This is a genomic window from Mucilaginibacter mallensis, assembly GCF_900105165.1.
Taxonomy (GTDB): domain Bacteria; phylum Bacteroidota; class Bacteroidia; order Sphingobacteriales; family Sphingobacteriaceae; genus Mucilaginibacter; species Mucilaginibacter mallensis.
This window is the reverse complement of the sequence record NZ_LT629740.1, coordinates 4,017,160-4,032,975: the sequence shown is the minus strand read 5'-3', so window position 1 is coordinate 4,032,975 and position 15,816 is coordinate 4,017,160. Positions and strand designations below refer to the sequence as shown.

The 15,816-nt window shown below is 40.1% G+C and carries 22 protein-coding genes; 6 read left to right on the top strand and 16 right to left on the bottom strand.

Translation table 11 applies throughout. The features are described 5' to 3' along the window. The first annotated feature begins 12 nt into the window (after nt 1–12). The gene (locus BLU33_RS16145; protein ID WP_091375204.1) at nt 13–1,137 is read left to right on the top strand and encodes an N-acetyltransferase; all 1,125 of its coding nucleotides are present in this window, start codon (nt 13–15) and stop codon (nt 1,135–1,137) included. Between the two features lie 66 nt (nt 1,138–1,203). On the opposite strand, the gene BLU33_RS16140 is transcribed toward BLU33_RS16145, so the two are convergent. The 6 genes from BLU33_RS16140 to BLU33_RS16115 form a co-directional block, all read right to left on the bottom strand. After that, the gene (locus BLU33_RS16140; RefSeq protein WP_091375201.1) at nt 1,204–1,545 is read right to left on the bottom strand and encodes a helix-turn-helix domain-containing protein; all 342 of its coding nucleotides are present in this window, start codon (nt 1,543–1,545) and stop codon (nt 1,204–1,206) included. Nucleotides 1,546–1,689: 144 nt separating this feature from the next. Next, a complete protein-coding gene (prmA, locus tag BLU33_RS16135; protein ID WP_091375197.1) occupies nt 1,690–2,526 on the bottom strand; it encodes a 50S ribosomal protein L11 methyltransferase in 837 nt (278 codons plus the stop codon). After that, nucleotides 2,526–3,002: a hypothetical protein gene (locus BLU33_RS16130; RefSeq protein WP_091375194.1), complete on the bottom strand. Its 477-nt coding sequence runs from the start codon at nt 3,000–3,002 to the stop codon at nt 2,526–2,528. Before BLU33_RS16130 ends, prmA begins: the two co-directional genes overlap by 1 nt. A 232-nt stretch (nt 3,003–3,234) precedes the next feature. After that, entirely contained in the window at nt 3,235–4,005 is a 771-nt protein-coding gene (gene tpiA, locus BLU33_RS16125) for a triose-phosphate isomerase (RefSeq protein ID WP_091375191.1), read from the bottom strand. A gap of 107 nt (nt 4,006–4,112) precedes the next feature. Beyond that, nucleotides 4,113–5,300, bottom strand: a complete 1,188-nt coding sequence (locus BLU33_RS16120) for a putative sugar nucleotidyl transferase (RefSeq protein WP_091375188.1) — start codon at nt 5,298–5,300, stop codon at nt 4,113–4,115. A 65-nt stretch (nt 5,301–5,365) separates the two neighbouring features. Then, nucleotides 5,366–5,614 (bottom strand): type B 50S ribosomal protein L31, encoded by a 249-nt coding sequence (locus tag BLU33_RS16115; protein WP_076378181.1) that lies wholly within the window; start codon nt 5,612–5,614, stop codon nt 5,366–5,368. 269 nt (nt 5,615–5,883) lie between these two features. Between BLU33_RS16115 and BLU33_RS16110 the strand changes: the two genes are divergently transcribed. Then, the gene (locus BLU33_RS16110; protein WP_157682178.1) at nt 5,884–6,441 is read left to right on the top strand and encodes a hypothetical protein; all 558 of its coding nucleotides are present in this window, start codon (nt 5,884–5,886) and stop codon (nt 6,439–6,441) included. Nucleotides 6,442–6,678: 237 nt separating this feature from the next. On the opposite strand, the gene BLU33_RS16105 is transcribed toward BLU33_RS16110, so the two are convergent. Continuing rightward, nucleotides 6,679–8,181 (bottom strand): ATP-binding cassette domain-containing protein, encoded by a 1,503-nt coding sequence (locus BLU33_RS16105; RefSeq protein ID WP_091375180.1) that lies wholly within the window; start codon nt 8,179–8,181, stop codon nt 6,679–6,681. Nucleotides 8,182–8,322: 141 nt separating this feature from the next. On the opposite strand from BLU33_RS16105, the gene BLU33_RS16100 reads away from it, so the two are divergent. Next, nucleotides 8,323–8,487, top strand: coding sequence for a phosphatidate cytidylyltransferase (locus BLU33_RS16100; RefSeq protein WP_091375177.1), 165 nt, complete (start codon nt 8,323–8,325; stop codon nt 8,485–8,487). Between the two features lie 73 nt (nt 8,488–8,560). Here the strand turns inward: BLU33_RS16100 and BLU33_RS16095 are convergent, their stop codons facing one another. The 4 genes from BLU33_RS16095 to BLU33_RS16080 all read right to left on the bottom strand — a co-directional run bounded on the left by BLU33_RS16095 (nt 8,561) and on the right by BLU33_RS16080 (nt 9,788). Then, nucleotides 8,561–8,779, bottom strand: a complete 219-nt coding sequence (locus BLU33_RS16095; protein WP_091375174.1) for a hypothetical protein — start codon at nt 8,777–8,779, stop codon at nt 8,561–8,563. A 135-nt stretch (nt 8,780–8,914) separates the two neighbouring features. Further along, complete coding sequence (locus BLU33_RS16090; protein ID WP_091375171.1) at nt 8,915–9,118, bottom strand: hypothetical protein; 204 nt, start codon at nt 9,116–9,118, stop codon at nt 8,915–8,917. A gap of 31 nt (nt 9,119–9,149) precedes the next feature. Further along, nucleotides 9,150–9,389 (bottom strand): hypothetical protein, encoded by a 240-nt coding sequence (locus tag BLU33_RS16085; RefSeq protein ID WP_091375168.1) that lies wholly within the window; start codon nt 9,387–9,389, stop codon nt 9,150–9,152. Between the two features lie 216 nt (nt 9,390–9,605). After that, entirely contained in the window at nt 9,606–9,788 is a 183-nt protein-coding gene (locus BLU33_RS16080) for a hypothetical protein (RefSeq protein ID WP_091375165.1), read from the bottom strand. Between the two features lie 126 nt (nt 9,789–9,914). On the opposite strand from BLU33_RS16080, the gene BLU33_RS16075 reads away from it, so the two are divergent. Continuing rightward, entirely contained in the window at nt 9,915–10,484 is a 570-nt protein-coding gene (locus tag BLU33_RS16075; RefSeq protein ID WP_091375161.1) for an RNA polymerase sigma factor, read from the top strand. 12 nt (nt 10,485–10,496) lie between these two features. Then, a complete protein-coding gene (locus tag BLU33_RS16070; RefSeq protein WP_091375158.1) occupies nt 10,497–11,591 on the top strand; it encodes a S1C family serine protease in 1,095 nt (364 codons plus the stop codon). A gap of 64 nt (nt 11,592–11,655) precedes the next feature. Here the strand turns inward: BLU33_RS16070 and BLU33_RS16065 are convergent, their stop codons facing one another. The 3 genes from BLU33_RS16065 to pdxH all read right to left on the bottom strand — a co-directional run bounded on the left by BLU33_RS16065 (nt 11,656) and on the right by pdxH (nt 14,114). Next, nucleotides 11,656–12,780 (bottom strand): NADH-quinone oxidoreductase subunit D, encoded by a 1,125-nt coding sequence (locus BLU33_RS16065; protein ID WP_091380662.1) that lies wholly within the window; start codon nt 12,778–12,780, stop codon nt 11,656–11,658. A gap of 192 nt (nt 12,781–12,972) precedes the next feature. Continuing rightward, the gene (locus BLU33_RS16060) at nt 12,973–13,470 is read right to left on the bottom strand and encodes an NADH-quinone oxidoreductase subunit C (RefSeq protein ID WP_091375155.1); all 498 of its coding nucleotides are present in this window, start codon (nt 13,468–13,470) and stop codon (nt 12,973–12,975) included. Then, nucleotides 13,467–14,114, bottom strand: a complete 648-nt coding sequence (pdxH, locus tag BLU33_RS16055; RefSeq protein WP_091375152.1) for a pyridoxamine 5'-phosphate oxidase — start codon at nt 14,112–14,114, stop codon at nt 13,467–13,469. The genes BLU33_RS16060 and pdxH overlap by 4 nt, the downstream gene beginning before the upstream one ends. A 111-nt stretch (nt 14,115–14,225) precedes the next feature. On the opposite strand from pdxH, the gene BLU33_RS16050 reads away from it, so the two are divergent. After that, nucleotides 14,226–14,789, top strand: a complete 564-nt coding sequence (locus BLU33_RS16050; protein WP_091375148.1) for a YqgE/AlgH family protein — start codon at nt 14,226–14,228, stop codon at nt 14,787–14,789. Between the two features lie 94 nt (nt 14,790–14,883). On the opposite strand, the gene purE is transcribed toward BLU33_RS16050, so the two are convergent. Together purE and BLU33_RS16040 are read right to left on the bottom strand one after the other, a co-directional pair. Beyond that, nucleotides 14,884–15,387: a 5-(carboxyamino)imidazole ribonucleotide mutase gene (gene purE, locus BLU33_RS16045; protein ID WP_091380659.1), complete on the bottom strand. Its 504-nt coding sequence runs from the start codon at nt 15,385–15,387 to the stop codon at nt 14,884–14,886. 31 nt (nt 15,388–15,418) lie between these two features. Beyond that, nucleotides 15,419–15,769 carry a four helix bundle protein gene (locus tag BLU33_RS16040; RefSeq protein WP_091375145.1) on the bottom strand — a complete coding sequence of 117 codons (351 nt, stop codon included), beginning with the start codon at nt 15,767–15,769 and terminating at the stop codon, nt 15,419–15,421. Nucleotides 15,770–15,816 lie beyond the last annotated feature (47 nt).

The window sequence follows — 15,816 nt, the reverse complement described above, 5'->3', positions numbered from 1 at the left end:
ACAAAATATATAATGGTTATAACCGAAGTTAACGATAAGGCCACCCGGAAAGCATTTTTAGATGTAGCCCGCGTAATTTATAAGAATGATGAGAATTGGGTTTGTCCGCTCGATAATGATGTGGAAGCGATCTTTGATCCGGCTAAAAATAGCTTTCATAAGCACGGCAAGATAACCAGGTGGCTGCTTGCTGATGATAATGGGCAAATAATTGGCCGTGTGGCGGCATTTATTAACGAGCAAAAAGCCTATAATTATGAGCAGCCAACCGGCGGTATGGGCTTTTTTGAGTGTATAAACGATGAAAAGGCTGCCTTTTTATTGTTCGATACTGCTAAAAAGTGGTTGCAAGATAATGGTATGCAGGCGATGGATGGCCCTATAAATTTTGGCGAGAATGATTCATTTTGGGGATTGCTGGTTGAAGGCTTTACATCGCCATCATATGGCATGAACTACAATCATGCTTATTACCAGGCTTTTTTTGAGAACTACGGTTTTAAAACATTATACGCGCAGATCACTAATCATTTAAATATACTGAAGCCTTTTCCGGAGCGATTCAGGAAGATAGCCAGCTGGGTTGCTAAAAAGCCGGGTTATGAGTTTAAGCATCTTAAAGCCAAGGAGATAGAAAAATTTGCTGCCGATTTTATAGAAATATATAACGATGCCTGGCAAGGCTTTGAGAATTTTGTGCCGATTACTTACGAAACCATACTGGAGAGTTTTAAGAAAATGAAGCCCCTGATGGATGAAAAGCTGATATGGTTTGCTTATGTAAACGGCGAGCCTGCCTCGTTCAATATTATATTGCCGGATGCTAACCCGATGCTGAAACCGCTGAATGGTAAGCTTGATTTAATAGGCAAGCTTAAGTTTTTATATTACAGATGGAAAGGTGTTACACGTATGCGGGCAATTGTAATGGGTACTAAACAAAAATTCCAGAATCATGGTCTGGAATCTGCGCTTTTTATTACGCTTGGCGAATATGTATTGCCACTGGTTCAGTACGAAGAGCTTGAACTATCGTGGGTGGGCGATTTTAATGATAAAATGATAGCTTTACATGCCGCAATGGGGTCGGTATTTGGCAAAAGGCATTTAACTATGCGCTGCGTGTTTAAGGACTGAATTATTGAAGGTTGAATTATTGATTAAAGGGGAATGAATCATTAATTCAATAGATCAATAATTGTTTTAAGCAGTTTCCCTGCGGTGCCTTAGTTCTTCAAACAGTTCAATCACCTTTTTTTGTAGTTCAATTACCTCGGTTTCCCGGTCGCTTAAGCGTTTATGAACATTTTCGAGCTCCGAAATAAATTTTTGATCGTGCTCTGCTTCATTAAAAGTAAGCAATTGTACTACACCCATATCAAACAACGTGGCAATTTGTTCCAAGCGCGACAAATTGATATCTGTTATACCTGTCTCAATTTTTGAGAAAGCAGGGATAGATATATCCAATCTCTTGGCAACATCTTCCTGACTCCAACCTTTTTGGTGGCGCAATAACCTGATTTTTTTCCCCAGTGTTTTCATTTTTAATTTTAATTCAGTGTGAATATGGTTTCGCAATAGTTAATAAAGTTATAATATTTTTTTAATAAAGTGAATAATTTTATAAAAAATATTTTGATTATTAAAATAAATCGCAATTAGAAGCGTTGAGGCCCTTTTTTTTATTTATTTAATAAATTTCGCAGCAACCCAGTCACTGTTTTTTTTATGAATAATGTATTTTATGCCGTATTTACGTGCCTCATCCATGATGATATCCAGGTCGGGCGATTCATAAAATCCGCTTAAATAAATTTCGCCATCGGGTTTTAATACCTCACTGTAACGCTGCATCTGGTCGAGCAGTATATTGCGGTTAATATTAGCCAATATAGTATCGTACAGGTCATTAGGAATGGTTTCCTTAGAGCCGCAAAGCACTTTTATATTGTCGATGTGATTAAGCTGCGCATTTTCGATAGTGCTGTCATAACATACAGGGTCATAATCAATTGCCATAACTTCGGCAACGCCTAATTTGGATGCCATAATTGCCAGTATGCCGGTTCCACAGCCCATATCCAGTACCTTTTTGCCTGCAAAATCATTCTCCAGCATCAGCTCCAGCATCATTGATGTAGTTTGATGATGCCCTGTACCAAAAGCCATTTTTGGGTCGATCACAATTTCATACTCGAACTCAGGCTTGGGGGCATGAAAAGTGGCGCGTACAAATATCTTGTCTTTTATAGCAATGGGCTCAAAATTACTTTCCCATACTTCGTTCCAGTTTTTTTGCGGGATGAGGGTAATTTCATAAGAAAAAGTGAACATATCCTGGTAGATAGTCAGCGCGTCATTCAGCTTGTCCTGGTCAAAATCATCTACGGGAATATAGGCTTTAAAGCCAAATTCCAGTTCTTCAAAAGTATCAAAGCCGATATCACCAAGGGTATTTATCAGCAGATCCTGTTGAAAATCCTCGGTGGTAATAACGGTAAAAAGTAGTTCGTAATAATTCATTATTCAGGTGCTTGTGTATTTTTAGCTTTTCTTTTGACAGGCATTTTTACCTTCACTTTTACTTTCCCCTCCAGCATCAACATTACAAAAGAATTGATGATCCAATAAATAAGCTGGATCATCAGCATCATTGCGGTCAGCCATATCAGGTGCAAACGGCCTGTATGTTCGTCCCATATAATGTAAGCTATATTTGCTGCAAGCAAGAAACAAATGGAACAGATAATGATAACTGTCATGTCCTTTGCCAGCATGGAGCGGTCCTCCACATAGCGCCAAACGGGGATGGCGATAAGGCCCTGCGTTAGGAGCGCGGTTATAAAGTACAAAGGCCAGCAGTAGTAAAAACAGGCCATGAAAGCATGGAGGTTCCCCTTGCCCATATCACTCATATGTGTTGGGTAAAAGATGGATTGCAATAGCACAATTACGCCGAAGATTGCAAAACCAACAAATGGAGGAACGAATACTTTCATTTGTTTTTACTTTATATAAAAGTATTAAATATTAATCAAAGCGTCATTGGGAGGAACGAAGCAATCTCTAAGCTTTACAGAGAGGTGTCACACTGAGGCACTCGAAGTGTGCGGGCAAAGGCCTTTACGCTTATGCTTCGAGTGCTTCAGCATGACCCAACGCACTTATTATCTACGTAGGGATTGCTTCGTTCCTCGCAATGACGCGTGGAGAAGATAGGTTAACTGCTTATTATTTCGAATTAAACACCTTTAAAATATCCACAAAATCACGTGATTTTAGTGATGCTCCGCCGATAAGGCCGCCATCAATATCTTTTTCTGAAAATAATTCAGGTGCATTTTTTGCATTGCAGCTGCCACCGTACAATATGGTAGTGTCGTCAGCTAGTTGCTGACCGTATTTTGCAGCTATTTCGGCACGGATAAAGGCGTGTATTTCCTGTGCCTGCGGAGCTGTAGCTGTTAAGCCTGTGCCGATAGCCCAAACCGGCTCATAAGCAATAACCAGTTGCGCAAACTGTGCGGCATCTAAATGGAAAACGCCATCCTCAAGCTGGTCCTTTATTACGCCGAAATGGATCTCAGCATCGCGTTCGGCCAGGGTTTCGCCAATACAGAAAATTGGTTTTAAGCCATTTGCCAAAGCAGTATCAGCTTTTTTGGCTAATAACTCGTTGGTCTCACCAAAATACTGGCGACGCTCAGAGTGACCTAATATTACATAAGTAGCGCCAACTGATTTTATCATTTTAGCGGAGATCTCGCCGGTATATGCACCAGACTCAGCCTGATGCGCGTTTTGCGCGCCAACTGATACTTTGCTATAGCCTTTAGCCATTTGTACCAGGCTGTGTAAATGAATGAACGGGCTGCAAACAACAGCTTCCTGCGCGCCGGTTATCTCATCCTTGATCATGTTTGTGATCTCAGAAAATAAGGCCAAGCCCTCGTTATAATCAAGGTTCATTTTCCAGTTTCCGGCTACTATTTTTTTTCTCATGTTTTTATATTGAGTGAATTAGTGTTTGAGTGAATTAGTGATTAATTGTTAATGGGTGTATGGTCTTAAACTCACTCATGCACTCAAACACTAATTCACTCAATAATTTAAAAATTTCTATATTTTTCGGTCAGTTCAAATATCGTTTTTATAATGTTTTGCTCGTTGTCATCAAAAGGGCGGTGTTCGCGGCGGGCGAAAACCTTTTCGGTGGTCTCGAGCATTTTTTTAAGCGAATAAGTTTCAATACCATACTGCGCGCCTCCCCACGAAAAATCGGGAATAAAATTTGGTGGAAAGCCAGCGCCAAACACATTGGAGCCCACGCCCACAACGGTACCAGTATTAAACATGGTATTGATACCGCATTTGGCATGGTCGGCCATAATTAAGCCGCAAAATTGCAGGCCTGTTTTACGGTAGCGCTCCGATGGGTAATCCCACAGCTTTACCTCGGCATAGTTGTTTTTAAGATTGGAGTTGTTGCTGTCGGCGCCTATATTGCACCATTCGCCAACTACGGAGTTACCTAAATAACCCTCATGCCCTTTATTGGAGTATCCCCAAACCACAGCGTTGTTTATTTCGCCGCCTACACGGCAGTAGGGGCCAATGGTGGTTGCGCCATATATTTTGGTGCCCATTTTTACCTGCGAGTGCGAGTTTAAAGCAAAGCCGCCACGAATATTGGTGCCTTCCCAAACCTCGGTATGTTTACCTAAGTAGATAGGGCCGTTAATGGTGCTGAATGTACAGCATTCGGTATTTACATCATCCTCGGCAAAAAAATCAGTACCTATAATGGTATTGGTTGAGCTGATAGCAGCACTGGTACGGCCTTTAGTTAACAGGGTAAAATCCTTGCGCAGCTCAGTATCGTTGTTCCTGAATATATCTTCAGGATGCTTTAATACGATAGGGGACTTGTTATAATTGCTGACACGGTCAAATTCGGCACCTGCGTTAAAACTATTGGCATCGCTTTCATTTAAACGTACAGCTATTAACTGTTCACCCAGCTTTAAAGCTTCGCCTGTTTGCAGTTTGTCTATAGCTTCAAGCAGATCAGCATCAGGGCAAAAAGCACCGTTGATGAATAAGTTATCTGTTGTGATTTTTATAGGGAACTTACCTTGCAGGTAAGCTTCTGTTTTAAAAGAGTATGCTACTTTTAAATATTTTGCCCACTTTTCGGCAATGGTAAGGATACCAATGCGCAGGTCGGCAACAGGGCGAGTGTAAGTTAGCGGTAGGAGTGTTTGGTGCGCGTTATCTTCAAAAAGAATGATTGCCATGGCGCAAAAATAAAAAAGTCTCCCAATGTATCGGGAGACTTCTGATATTATTTATAAACAAGTAATTATTTCTTGTTGTAACGTGTGCGGAATTTATCAATACGACCAGCAGTATCAACCAGTTTCATTTTACCGGTATAGAAAGGGTGTGATGTATGAGAGATTTCTAATTTTACTAACGGATATTCGTTACCATCTTCCCATTTTACTGATTCACGGGTATCGATGCATGATTTAGTTATAAAAGAGTAGTCGTTAGACATGTCTTTAAATACAACTAATCTATAATTTGATGGATGCAGATCTTTTTTCATTTGTATTTCTTCCTTATAAAGAGGGTGCAAATATAGTATTTAAATTGAAAAGTAAAAAGTGAAATGTGAAAATTTTTTTAGTGCAGGAAAAGCATTAAGTAACTGGCAATTATTTGTTTGGATTTAGTTTGTATATTTAATTTATGCTAACCAAAGCGCAATCTAAATTTAGTAAATTATACTTTCCCGGCCTCATCAGTTTGGTATTTCTACCTATGCTGTGCATTGTTTATTTGTTGAACGATGGATGGTTTCAGAAATTTTACGCAATGGAAATTATAACATATAGTGACCATGACTGGAAATATTTTGAGGACAATCTTATTAAACATAAAAGTATTGATAACCTTAGGAACTATACAGATGTATCGTTCACTGGTAATGTAAAGCACGATGTAGTCGAACATGTCAGATTAAATATGGCATTAAATAAACTAAACAAAACCAAAGACGTTATTAATGGAGTACGTATCTCTTACGGCCCCCATTCTAAATACAAAGATTTTGTAAGCGGTATTGACGATGTTTATCAAAGCAATGATGGTGATATAGGCGTACTTTTAAAGCGTAACCAGGTTTATGTATGGAATGCAAATAGATTGGATACTAAACCACTTCACGCACTACATCCAGCGTATATAATAGATTTTAGTCACGATGTGTTTTATACTCCAATACAGCCAACATTTTATGATCGTTTAAAAGAATACGCTACTAGATTTTATGCAGTTTTAATTGAATTTTGGCCATCGGTATTAGCGTTTATAGCGATGCTGTGGTTTGCGTTTTCAAAAAAGAGATATTATTTATTCAGAGCACATAACTAGTTGGCATTTGCAATGCCCGGGCGATACAATCGCTAACCCATTTTAAGCACTCGTCATAGATGAGCGCAATTAAGTATCATGGGATGGGTGTCACCCTGAGCGCAGAGGCCTTTGCCCGCATACTTCGACTATCGCTCAGTATGACACCCTTTTTTGATCTTCTGAATATCTATGTGACATTAGGGTATGCTGTTCCAAACTGTGCCACCTGTTTCACCCGTTCCGTGGCACACTCAGCTAATCAACTACCGATCCCTTCTCTAACTTCAACACCTTAGTTACGCTGTCGGGAATCTCGTGCTGATAGTGGGTTACATATATGAGGGTAACATCGCTCAGGGTGCAAATGGTGTTTACTATTTGCTTAAAGTGGGCCTGTTGATGGGCATCCATACCCTGGCAGGGCTCGTCGAATATCAGCAGATCAGGGTTTTTGATCAGCGCTCTTGCCAGCAGGCACAGACGCTGGGCACTGGCGGGGATATTCTTGAGCAGGGTGCGGGCGTATTTATCTATCTCCAGGGCCTGCATCCATTTGAGGGCTGTTTCAGTGCGTTTAGGCTGACTGGGCCTGAACAGTCCCAGCGTATCATAATAACCGGACTCAATCACCTGTAAACAACTATTATCCGTAGGGAAGTACTGGTGCAGTTCGGGCGATACGAAGCCTATCTTCTTCTTGATATCCCAAATACTTTCGCCTGTACCACGTTGCTTATCAAATAAAACAATATCATTGGCATAAGCCTGCGGGTTATCGCCGTTTATCAAACTCAATAAGGTCGACTTGCCCGCGCCATTAGGGCCAAGCAGTGCCCAGCGTTCGCCGGGGAGGATCTGCCAGTTTACGTTCTTCAGTACCTGGTTTTCGCCATACCTGATGTTTACGTTGTTCATCTTCACTATATAAGTGTAGGTCGGTTTAGGCTCAGCGGTTAACAGGGCTTTAAGCTGTTCTTTGTCTATATTATCGGCAGTGTTTTGGGTGAAGTGTTCCGGTTTAAAGATGCTTTTTGTAAGCTCTTGAGTGATATTGCCATCCTGTAAATAGGCAATATGCGTAATAGCTTCGGGGATCTCATAAGGTGATGTAGCCATAATCACCGTAATACCTGATGCGATGATCTCATCTATCATCAAACTAAAGGCTGCACGCGTTTGCACATCAAGGCCGGTTAATGGGGTATCCAATAATAATAAAGCCGGGTTCTTGAGTAATGCCGCAGCCAGCATAAGGCGTTTGGTTTCACCGTTTGAGAGCTTGATGAGCTCTTTAGAGCGTAAGGCTGCCAGGTTCAAGGTTTCGATCACCTTTTCAATGTTCCAGTAAAGACCCTCGCCTGCTGCCGGATGGATAGATTGCAGGTATTCATCAACGGTTAAGGCATCTTCTGAATCGGACGAATTATAGCGCTGCTGATAATAGAAATTACTGGTATTTGAACGGTTCTTGAAATGATGTTTTGATTCCACTAGTGCGATCAGCTTATGATGGGTTAAACCATCAGCATCGGTGGGGTGATGTACTAAAAACTCGTCAAAAAAATGATATTTCACTTCACCGCCGGTAACATTAAAGCGGCCTGCAATAGTTTGCAATAAAGCGCTTTTACCTGAACCGCTTTCGCCTATCAGCGCCCAGTTCTGGCCTTTGCTAATGTTAAATGTCAGGTGTTTAAACAGGGTATTATTAAGGTACCTTACGGTAACGTTATCTATAGAGAGTAGCGGGTTGTTCATCACAAATAAGTATGCGGTAAAAATACTTATCTATATCAATAGGGCTTAAAAAAGTTTAAATAAACTATGTTAAAGCGCTCTGGTAATTAGGGCCTGATTATTGTATTTAATTGCTTAATTATCAATACTCAAACATTTATCATGAAAAAACTAAACTTATTACTGCTGTGCCTGGTTGTGACGGCCATGAGCAGTTGTGCTGTCATCGGCGGTATATTTAAGGCGGGAGCTGTGGTTGGTATTATAGCTGTTGTTATAGTAATCGCTATTATTGTCTGGATAATTTCCTTATTCAGGGGAAAGTAAAACTGAAATGATTTATAAACAAAAAACGCCTTTGCATTGCTGCAAGGGCGTTTTTTGTAGTGTTGAAGAAAAATTACTTTTTCTTAGTAGTGTCTTTTTTAGTAGTGTCCTTCTTAGTAGTATCAGACATTTTCATTTTTGAAGTGTCAGCCATTTTAGTTGAGTCAGCCATTTTAGCTGAGTCAGCCATTTTAGCTGAATCCGCAGAAGATGCACCAGTTTTGCTTTTACAAGCTGCGAAAGAAACGGCGATAGCTAAAGCTAAAAAGCCAACTTTGAATGAATTTTTCATGTTTAGTTTTTTAAAGTGATTAATAGTTTTGTTATTAATACATAAAACGGCAAAAGGTAACCCATGATTTTTAGAAAAATCACAAATTACCTTATGCTTAGTTACAAAAAACTAATAATCAGTTTAAAAAACTAATTATTTTTTAGTTGTATCTTTTTTAGTAGTGTCTTTTTTTGCAGTGTCAACTTTAGTTGAATCTTTTTTAGTTGAATCAGTTACAACTTTAGTTGAATCAGTTTTAGTTGAATCAGTAGCTGAAGTTGAAGATTTGCTTTTGCAAGCTGCGAAAGAAACGGCGATAGCTAAAGCTAAGAAGCCAACTTTGAATGAATTTTTCATTTTTTGTGGGGGTTTTATATTAATTAATTTATTAATTCTTTTTTGTTTCTACTTTCTTGGTTACTGTTTTAACACTGGTGTCCTTAACTGTAGTATCCTTTTTAGTAGAGTCTACTTTAATACTAGTATCTTTTTTAGTAGTATCGGTTACAACTTTGGCTGAATCAGTTTTCGTGCTGTCAGAACCAGAGCCGGTTTTACTGCCGCCGCAAGCTGATACTGAAACAGAAATCACTAATGCTAAAACTGCAATTTTTAATGAGTTTTTCATGTTGATTTTAAATTTGATTCTCCATTAATACTATAAGTTGTAAAAGGTAACCCATAAAAGTTAAAATAATGTAAATTTTATTTTTTGACGCTTTGTACGGATAACTACTGCATTGTGTTTCAATGCTAAGCGAAGCCAGATCCGGATAATAAAAAAATAAAAAAGGTAACCCGTTTTAATGAGTTACCTTGTAAAATACCGGTTAACAAGCCCGGATTACATTTTTGTAGTATCTTTTTTTGTAGTGTCTTTCTGTAGGCTGTCAACTGTAGTTGTTTTAACGGTAGAGTCAACCCTTACTGTAGTGGTATCGGTGCTGGCGGCAGCTTTTCTGCCTGAACATGCGGCAAATGATAATACAGATATAGCTACCAGGCCTGTTTTAATAATGTTTTTCATGAGTGTATTGCATTTAAAATTTACTTTTGGGGTGATGTAACCGTTCAAAAAAGATAAACCTTAAATTATTAATTTAGTTTTTTTTAATAAAGATGGGTTACAATTTCACATAAATAGTATTAAGGAGTGTATAAAGAGGTAAAAGGTTCAATACCAACAGATAGTGAGGTTATTCTCGGGATACTAAATAATTCGGATAGTGTATTAAAGCGTTTATACGTGGCTTACTTTCCAATGGTATTGCAGCTTATTATAAATAATAACGGTACGCCTGATGATGCTAAAGACATATACCAGGAAGCCATAATTATACTTTATAACAAAGTAAAAGCAGGTGATTTTGAGTTAAGCAGCAAACTCAAAACATTTCTTTACTCGGTTTGCAGGCGGCTTTGGCTTAAAAGGCTAAGCCAGATGGCAAGGTATGGTGGGGATATAAGGGATTTTCATGAGTATTCGCCGGTTGACGATGAGGTTGAGAAGCAGAATGACATGGACATACAGTTTAATAAAATGGGGGTTGCACTCCAGTTATTAGGCGAGCCCTGTAAAACCATTATGGAAGATTTTTATATCAACAATCGCTCAATGCAGGAGATATGTGAACGGTTTGGCTATACAAATGCCGATAATGCGAAAACGCAAAAATATAAATGCCTGCAACGCTTGAAAAAACTATTTTTTCAGCAAAAATAAGGAGATAGGAAGATGAACGACAGTAACTTACTTGAAGAAATTGAACGGTACCTGAATGGTGAAATGACACCACAGGAACGTAAACAATTTGAATTGCTTCGTAAAGGCGACACAGCCATTAATAATAAGATAGCTGAACACGAGGAATTTGCTAAGATATTAAAGCAATACGGTGATCGACTGGCGTTAGAAACCCGCTTAAATGCTATACACGACGAGATTGATGTACACACATTGGCCGAAGAGCTGATCGTGCATCCATCGCGTATTGTAAGGTTATGGCGCAATCATCATTCAAAAATATCGGTAGCTGCGTCAATAGCTATTTTTGCCATATTAAGCACTTTATTTATAACCGGGAACTTAAGCAACCAGGAGTCGAAATATATTCAGTTAAGGCGCGAGGTTGGTATTTTGAAACAAAAAACAGAAACCCTGAATAAAAAGGCTGCGCAAGGTGCTACCAGAACTGTTGTAAGTGCAACAGACAGGTTTAGGGGTACAGGTTTCGCTATAACATCAGGCGGATTGATCGCCACAAATTATCATGTAGTTAACGGCGCTGATTCTGTATATGTACAGAACGCTGTCGGCAAATCATTTAAAGCCAAAGTATTATATACTGAGCCGCAAAATGATATAGCTATCCTGAAAATAGTTGATACTTCATTCAGAAACTTGGGTGCTATACCATATACTTTCAAAAAATCAGAAAGTGATTTGGCTGAAGACGTTTACACTTACGGTTTCCCACAAGATTCCCCTGTTTATGGCTATGGTAAGCTTACAGCAGCCAATGGTTTGAATGGCGATAGTTTAGACTACCAGATATCTGTACCAATTAACCCGGGTAATAGCGGCGGCCCTTTAATGGATGGCAGGGGTAATGTAATAGGCATTGTACAGGCTAAACAATCACAATTGGAAGGTGTGCATTTTGCAATTAAATCAAGCTACTTAATAAATGCTATTCAAAATATACCTGCTGATTCATTAAACAAAAAGATCAGCCTGAATACAAAAAATACTTTAGGCAATTTGAACTCTGTACAACAACTGAAAAAATTGAAGAACTACGTATTTATGGTTAAGGTATATGATAAATAAGAAATGAAATTCATTGCATAAGTTTAAAGGCTTCCACACGGAGGTCTTTTTTGTTGGATATTATTTAGCGGTCAACCTCGCCTAATACAAAATCTATAGAGCCTACAATAGCTATCAGGTCGGCTATCATAACGCCTTTGGCTAACTCCGGCAATACGGATAAGTTGTTGAAACTTGGTCCGCGTGATTTTACACGGGTAGGGATCTCTGATTTTCCATCGGCCATAAAATAAAAACCCAGCTCACCTTTGGCACCTTCGCAGCGTACATAATAATCCTGTGCCTTTGGTATGGTTTTGCGGGGCAGCTTAGCCCGCGGATCAAAATCCGGGGTGCGTTTCAGTTCATTCTGCAGGCGGTCGAGGCATTGCTCAATCATTTTTAACGACTGCTCTATCTCATCAACACGTACTTTATACCTGTCCCAGCAATCGCCAACAGTCCCCATTTCACCTTTTCCTACCGGGATATCAAATTCCAGTTCAGGATAAGCAGAGTAGCCGTCAATACGCCTCAAGTCCCATTTCAATCCCGAGCCACGCAACATAGGGCCGGAGCAGCCATAGTTAATAGCCACATCAAGCGGCAATACGCCTACATTGGCCGTGCGACTAATAAATACCTGATTATCGGTTAATAATTGATTCAGCTCAACCATTTTGGGCTTAAAATAGTCAACAAACTCGCGGCAGCGTTCTTCAAAACCAACAGGCAGGTCGTAAAATAAGCCACCTACCCAAATATAGTTATATAACATGCGCGAGCCCGATGCCCACTCCAGCATGCCCATTATATGCTCCCTATCCCTAAAGCACCACAAGAAAGGCGTAAAAGCGCCAATATCAATACCATAAGTGCCGATAGCAATCAGGTGTGAGGCAATGCGGTTCAGCTCGCAAACCAGTACGCGGATGTATTCAATCCGTTTGGGGATATCCTTATCAATACCCAGCATACGCTCAACACCCATCACAAAGGCATGACTGTTATTCATTGATGCCAGGTAATCCATCCTGTCGGTAAACGGAATGGTTTGCTGATAGGTGAGTGATTCAGCATGTTTTTCAAAACAGCGGTGCAGGTAACCAATGTGCGGTATCACCTCCTTAACTATTTCACCATCGGTGATCAGCTCCAGCCGTAAAACGCCATGGGTTGATGGGTGCTGTGGCCCCATGTTCAACACCATGTCTTCAACGGCCGCCGCGGCAATTTTTTTGTTATATGTTTCTAAAGCTTCGTTCACTTTATAATGTTATTGAGCGTGGGTGTCATACTGAGGTACTCGAAGTATGAGCGTAAAGGCCTTTGCCCGCATGCTTCGAGTGCCTCAGCATGACACCCTTTTATTACCGTTTTCTACAATGACGCTTTGATCAAATCAATCTATTTTAATCCCTTTATAATACTCTGCCGTTTTATAATCTTTCCTTAGCGGGAATCCTTCCCAATCATCCGGCAATAAAATACGCCTTAGATCAGGGTGCTCCTCAAAAAATATCCCTACCATATCATAAGCTTCACGCTCATGCCAGTCGGCTGTTTTATAAACCGGTACCACACTTGGGAACGATGGCAAATTTTCCTCGTTCCTGTCGTTCTCCTTACTTATTTTTAAAGTTAGCTGTGTTTTGTAGGGGATAGATGCCAAATGATAAACTACGCCAAAGCGGTTAGCCTCTGCGCCATAATCCACACCGGTAAGGCATGATAGGAAATCAAAATACGTTTTGGGATTATTTCTTAACTCAAGGCAAACTTCCGCTATTTTATCAGGCGTAATAAGTAGGGCTGGCTGCAAACCGGTAGTTTCCTCGCCAACTATAACCTCAGTGCCAAATTTTTCAGTAAGCAATAGTTTAATATCTTCAAAAATCATGGCGCCAAACGGACTTTTTTCCAGGTTTTGTTATCAATCTTTTTGTAAACTATACGGTCATGCAAACGACTGGGGCGACCCTGCCAGAATTCTATTATGCGTGGCTTTAAAACATAACCACCCCAATGCGATGGCTTTGGAACATCCTTATCGGCATATTCTGCTTCCAGTTCTTCCATTTTCTTTTCAAGCTGTGTACGGTCAGGGATCTCCTGACTTTGCGGCGATGCTACTGCACCTAGCTGGCTCTGTTTTGGCCGTACTTTAAAATATCTTTCAGATTCCTCTTTGCTTAGCTTTTCAATAGTGCCCTCAATGCGTACCTGGCGTTCCAGTTCACCCCAAAAAAACACCAGGGAACCTAGTGGATTTTTGGTAATCTCCTTGCCTTTGCGGCTCAGGTAATTGGTATAAAAGGTAAAGCCATCGTTACTAAAGCCTTTTAATAATACTATACGGGCTGATGGGCGGCCGTCGTGTGTAGCGGTAGCAAGTGTCATGGCGTTTGGCTCATGCTGCTGCGATGCTACAGCTTCATGAAACCATAATTCAAACTGCTTTATCGGATTATCCTTGGTTGAGGCTTCAGATAAAGTGGCGGCGCTGTAATCCTGCCGCAGGTTTTGTAACTCTTTTTGATCCATTAATGCAAACTTACTAATTAATTATACCGTACATATGTAAATTATAGTTCATTTTTTGCTAAAATGAACTTATTTTTATGATGTTTGTTATAGAGAATAAATATTAGCGCCATGCTTAGTCCAATTTCAGCGGCCATAGGTCATTTATTAATTTCGGAGCCTTTTATGATGGATCCGAATTTTAAACGTTCGGTTATTGTTTTAACCGAGTATTCTGACGCGGGTGCAGCGGGCTTTGTTTTAAATCACCAAAGCGAATATTTGCTGGGTGATATTTTGCCTGAGATATCCTACTCAGAAATGCCCGTTTATATAGGCGGACCGGTGGGTAATAACACTTTACATTTTATACACCACTGCCCCGATAAAATACCCGGAGGTATCCAAATAGCAGATGGTGTATTTTGGGGCGGTGACTATGAAACGGTAAAAGAACTGATAACCAATTACCAGCTGAATGAGGATGAGATCAAATTTTTCACCGGCTACTCCGGCTGGACCGCAGGCCAGTTAGAAGAGGAACTGCGTGAAAATACCTGGATAGTGACTGATAAGATCAGCCTGGATATACTTTTTACCCATGATGAGGAGAACCTATGGAAAGATGTGGTAATAGGCTTAGGTCAGCGCTACGCACACATAGCCAATTTTCCTGAAAATCCGGCGCTTAATTAGTTTATTGGTTCACTTGTTCATTGGTTCCTTAGTTCATTGGTGCAAAGTCGTATATTGACTTCAGGCTTAGAACTTCTGACTCACGACTTCATAATTATGACTCCCGACTCATTTCTTCTGCCGATTCCTCTACTTTTTTCTTCAGTTCTTCCTTAAAAGTGATGAGCTTTTGAACCAGGAATTCATCTGCTGTGGATAGTATCTGCGCAGCTAAAATACCTGCGTTTTTCGCGGCATTTAGGGCAACGGTAGCTACAGGGATGCCATTTGGCATTTGTAATATGGATAGGATAGAGTCCCAGCCATCAATGGAGTTGCTTGATTTTACCGGCACACCAATAACAGGCAGATGTGTTAATGAAGCCACCATGCCCGGCAAATGCGCAGCACCACCGGCACCGGCAATAATAACTTTTATACCACGATCAGCAGCGGCACGGGCGTAGCTGAACATACGGTCGGGTGTGCGATGTGCCGATACAACGGTGATCTCGTAATTAACACCCAGTTCCTTTAAAACATCGGCAGCATCCTGCATAATATGCAGATCTGATTTGCTACCCATGATGATTCCTATTTTTGGTGATCCTTGGTTCATAGTTGATGGTTCATAGTTCATAGCCAGATTGTTAAAATGAGTTTTTTAGTGCTGTTATCATTTTAACAATCGACTCATATTCATCATATAATTGTTTAAATAAATCTTCTTTTAAATAGCCTCTTGTTTTCGCTATAAATAAACAACTCACAACTTCTATGGCTGACCGAAGTGAATATGTTAGAAATAACTTAAAAACCGCCTTGCTTTGCCCCGTTGATCCTTCAGCAATGTTTAATACAACCGAATCAGCGGCACGCTTTATTTGTGAAGTTAATACATAAACTTCGTCTTTGGGAAAAGTTTTAGTCAATTGGTTTATCTGTTCGCTTAATGCCAATGCTCTATGCCAAACTTGTAAATCCTCAAATCTAAAGGCCATATATTTCGTATTCTTTCGGCTATGAACTATGAACCATCAACTATGAA

What these genes read in the sequence shown, in the direction of transcription:
- prmA (WP_091375197.1), bottom strand. Translation starts at nt 2,526, where the DNA reads ATGAATTATTACGAACTACTTTTTACCGTTATTACCACCGAGGATTTT.
- BLU33_RS16115 (WP_076378181.1), bottom strand. Translation starts at nt 5,614, where the DNA reads ATGAAAAAAGATCTGCATCCATCAAATTATAGATTAGTTGTATTTAAA.
- BLU33_RS16095 (WP_091375174.1), bottom strand. Translation starts at nt 8,779, where the DNA reads ATGAAAAATTCATTCAAAGTTGGCTTTTTAGCTTTAGCTATCGCCGTT.
- BLU33_RS16110 (WP_157682178.1), top strand. Translation starts at nt 5,884, where the DNA reads ATGGAAATTATAACATATAGTGACCATGACTGGAAATATTTTGAGGAC.
- BLU33_RS16120 (WP_091375188.1), bottom strand. Translation starts at nt 5,300, where the DNA reads ATGGCAATCATTCTTTTTGAAGATAACGCGCACCAAACACTCCTACCG.
- BLU33_RS16145 (WP_091375204.1), top strand. Translation starts at nt 13, where the DNA reads ATGGTTATAACCGAAGTTAACGATAAGGCCACCCGGAAAGCATTTTTA.
- pdxH (WP_091375152.1), bottom strand. Translation starts at nt 14,114, where the DNA reads ATGGATCAAAAAGAGTTACAAAACCTGCGGCAGGATTACAGCGCCGCC.
- BLU33_RS16060 (WP_091375155.1), bottom strand. Translation starts at nt 13,470, where the DNA reads ATGATTTTTGAAGATATTAAACTATTGCTTACTGAAAAATTTGGCACT.
- BLU33_RS16105 (WP_091375180.1), bottom strand. Translation starts at nt 8,181, where the DNA reads ATGAACAACCCGCTACTCTCTATAGATAACGTTACCGTAAGGTACCTT.
- BLU33_RS16085 (WP_091375168.1), bottom strand. Translation starts at nt 9,389, where the DNA reads ATGAAAAACTCATTAAAAATTGCAGTTTTAGCATTAGTGATTTCTGTT.
- BLU33_RS16090 (WP_091375171.1), bottom strand. Translation starts at nt 9,118, where the DNA reads ATGAAAAATTCATTCAAAGTTGGCTTCTTAGCTTTAGCTATCGCCGTT.
- BLU33_RS16130 (WP_091375194.1), bottom strand. Translation starts at nt 3,002, where the DNA reads ATGAAAGTATTCGTTCCTCCATTTGTTGGTTTTGCAATCTTCGGCGTA.
- BLU33_RS16070 (WP_091375158.1), top strand. Translation starts at nt 10,497, where the DNA reads ATGAACGACAGTAACTTACTTGAAGAAATTGAACGGTACCTGAATGGT.
- BLU33_RS16065 (WP_091380662.1), bottom strand. Translation starts at nt 12,780, where the DNA reads ATGGTGTTGAACATGGGGCCACAGCACCCATCAACCCATGGCGTTTTA.
- purE (WP_091380659.1), bottom strand. Translation starts at nt 15,387, where the DNA reads ATGAACCAAGGATCACCAAAAATAGGAATCATCATGGGTAGCAAATCA.
- BLU33_RS16040 (WP_091375145.1), bottom strand. Translation starts at nt 15,769, where the DNA reads ATGGCCTTTAGATTTGAGGATTTACAAGTTTGGCATAGAGCATTGGCA.
- BLU33_RS16080 (WP_091375165.1), bottom strand. Translation starts at nt 9,788, where the DNA reads ATGAAAAACATTATTAAAACAGGCCTGGTAGCTATATCTGTATTATCA.
- BLU33_RS16100 (WP_091375177.1), top strand. Translation starts at nt 8,323, where the DNA reads ATGAAAAAACTAAACTTATTACTGCTGTGCCTGGTTGTGACGGCCATG.
- tpiA (WP_091375191.1), bottom strand. Translation starts at nt 4,005, where the DNA reads ATGAGAAAAAAAATAGTAGCCGGAAACTGGAAAATGAACCTTGATTAT.
- BLU33_RS16050 (WP_091375148.1), top strand. Translation starts at nt 14,226, where the DNA reads ATGCTTAGTCCAATTTCAGCGGCCATAGGTCATTTATTAATTTCGGAG.
- BLU33_RS16140 (WP_091375201.1), bottom strand. Translation starts at nt 1,545, where the DNA reads ATGAAAACACTGGGGAAAAAAATCAGGTTATTGCGCCACCAAAAAGGT.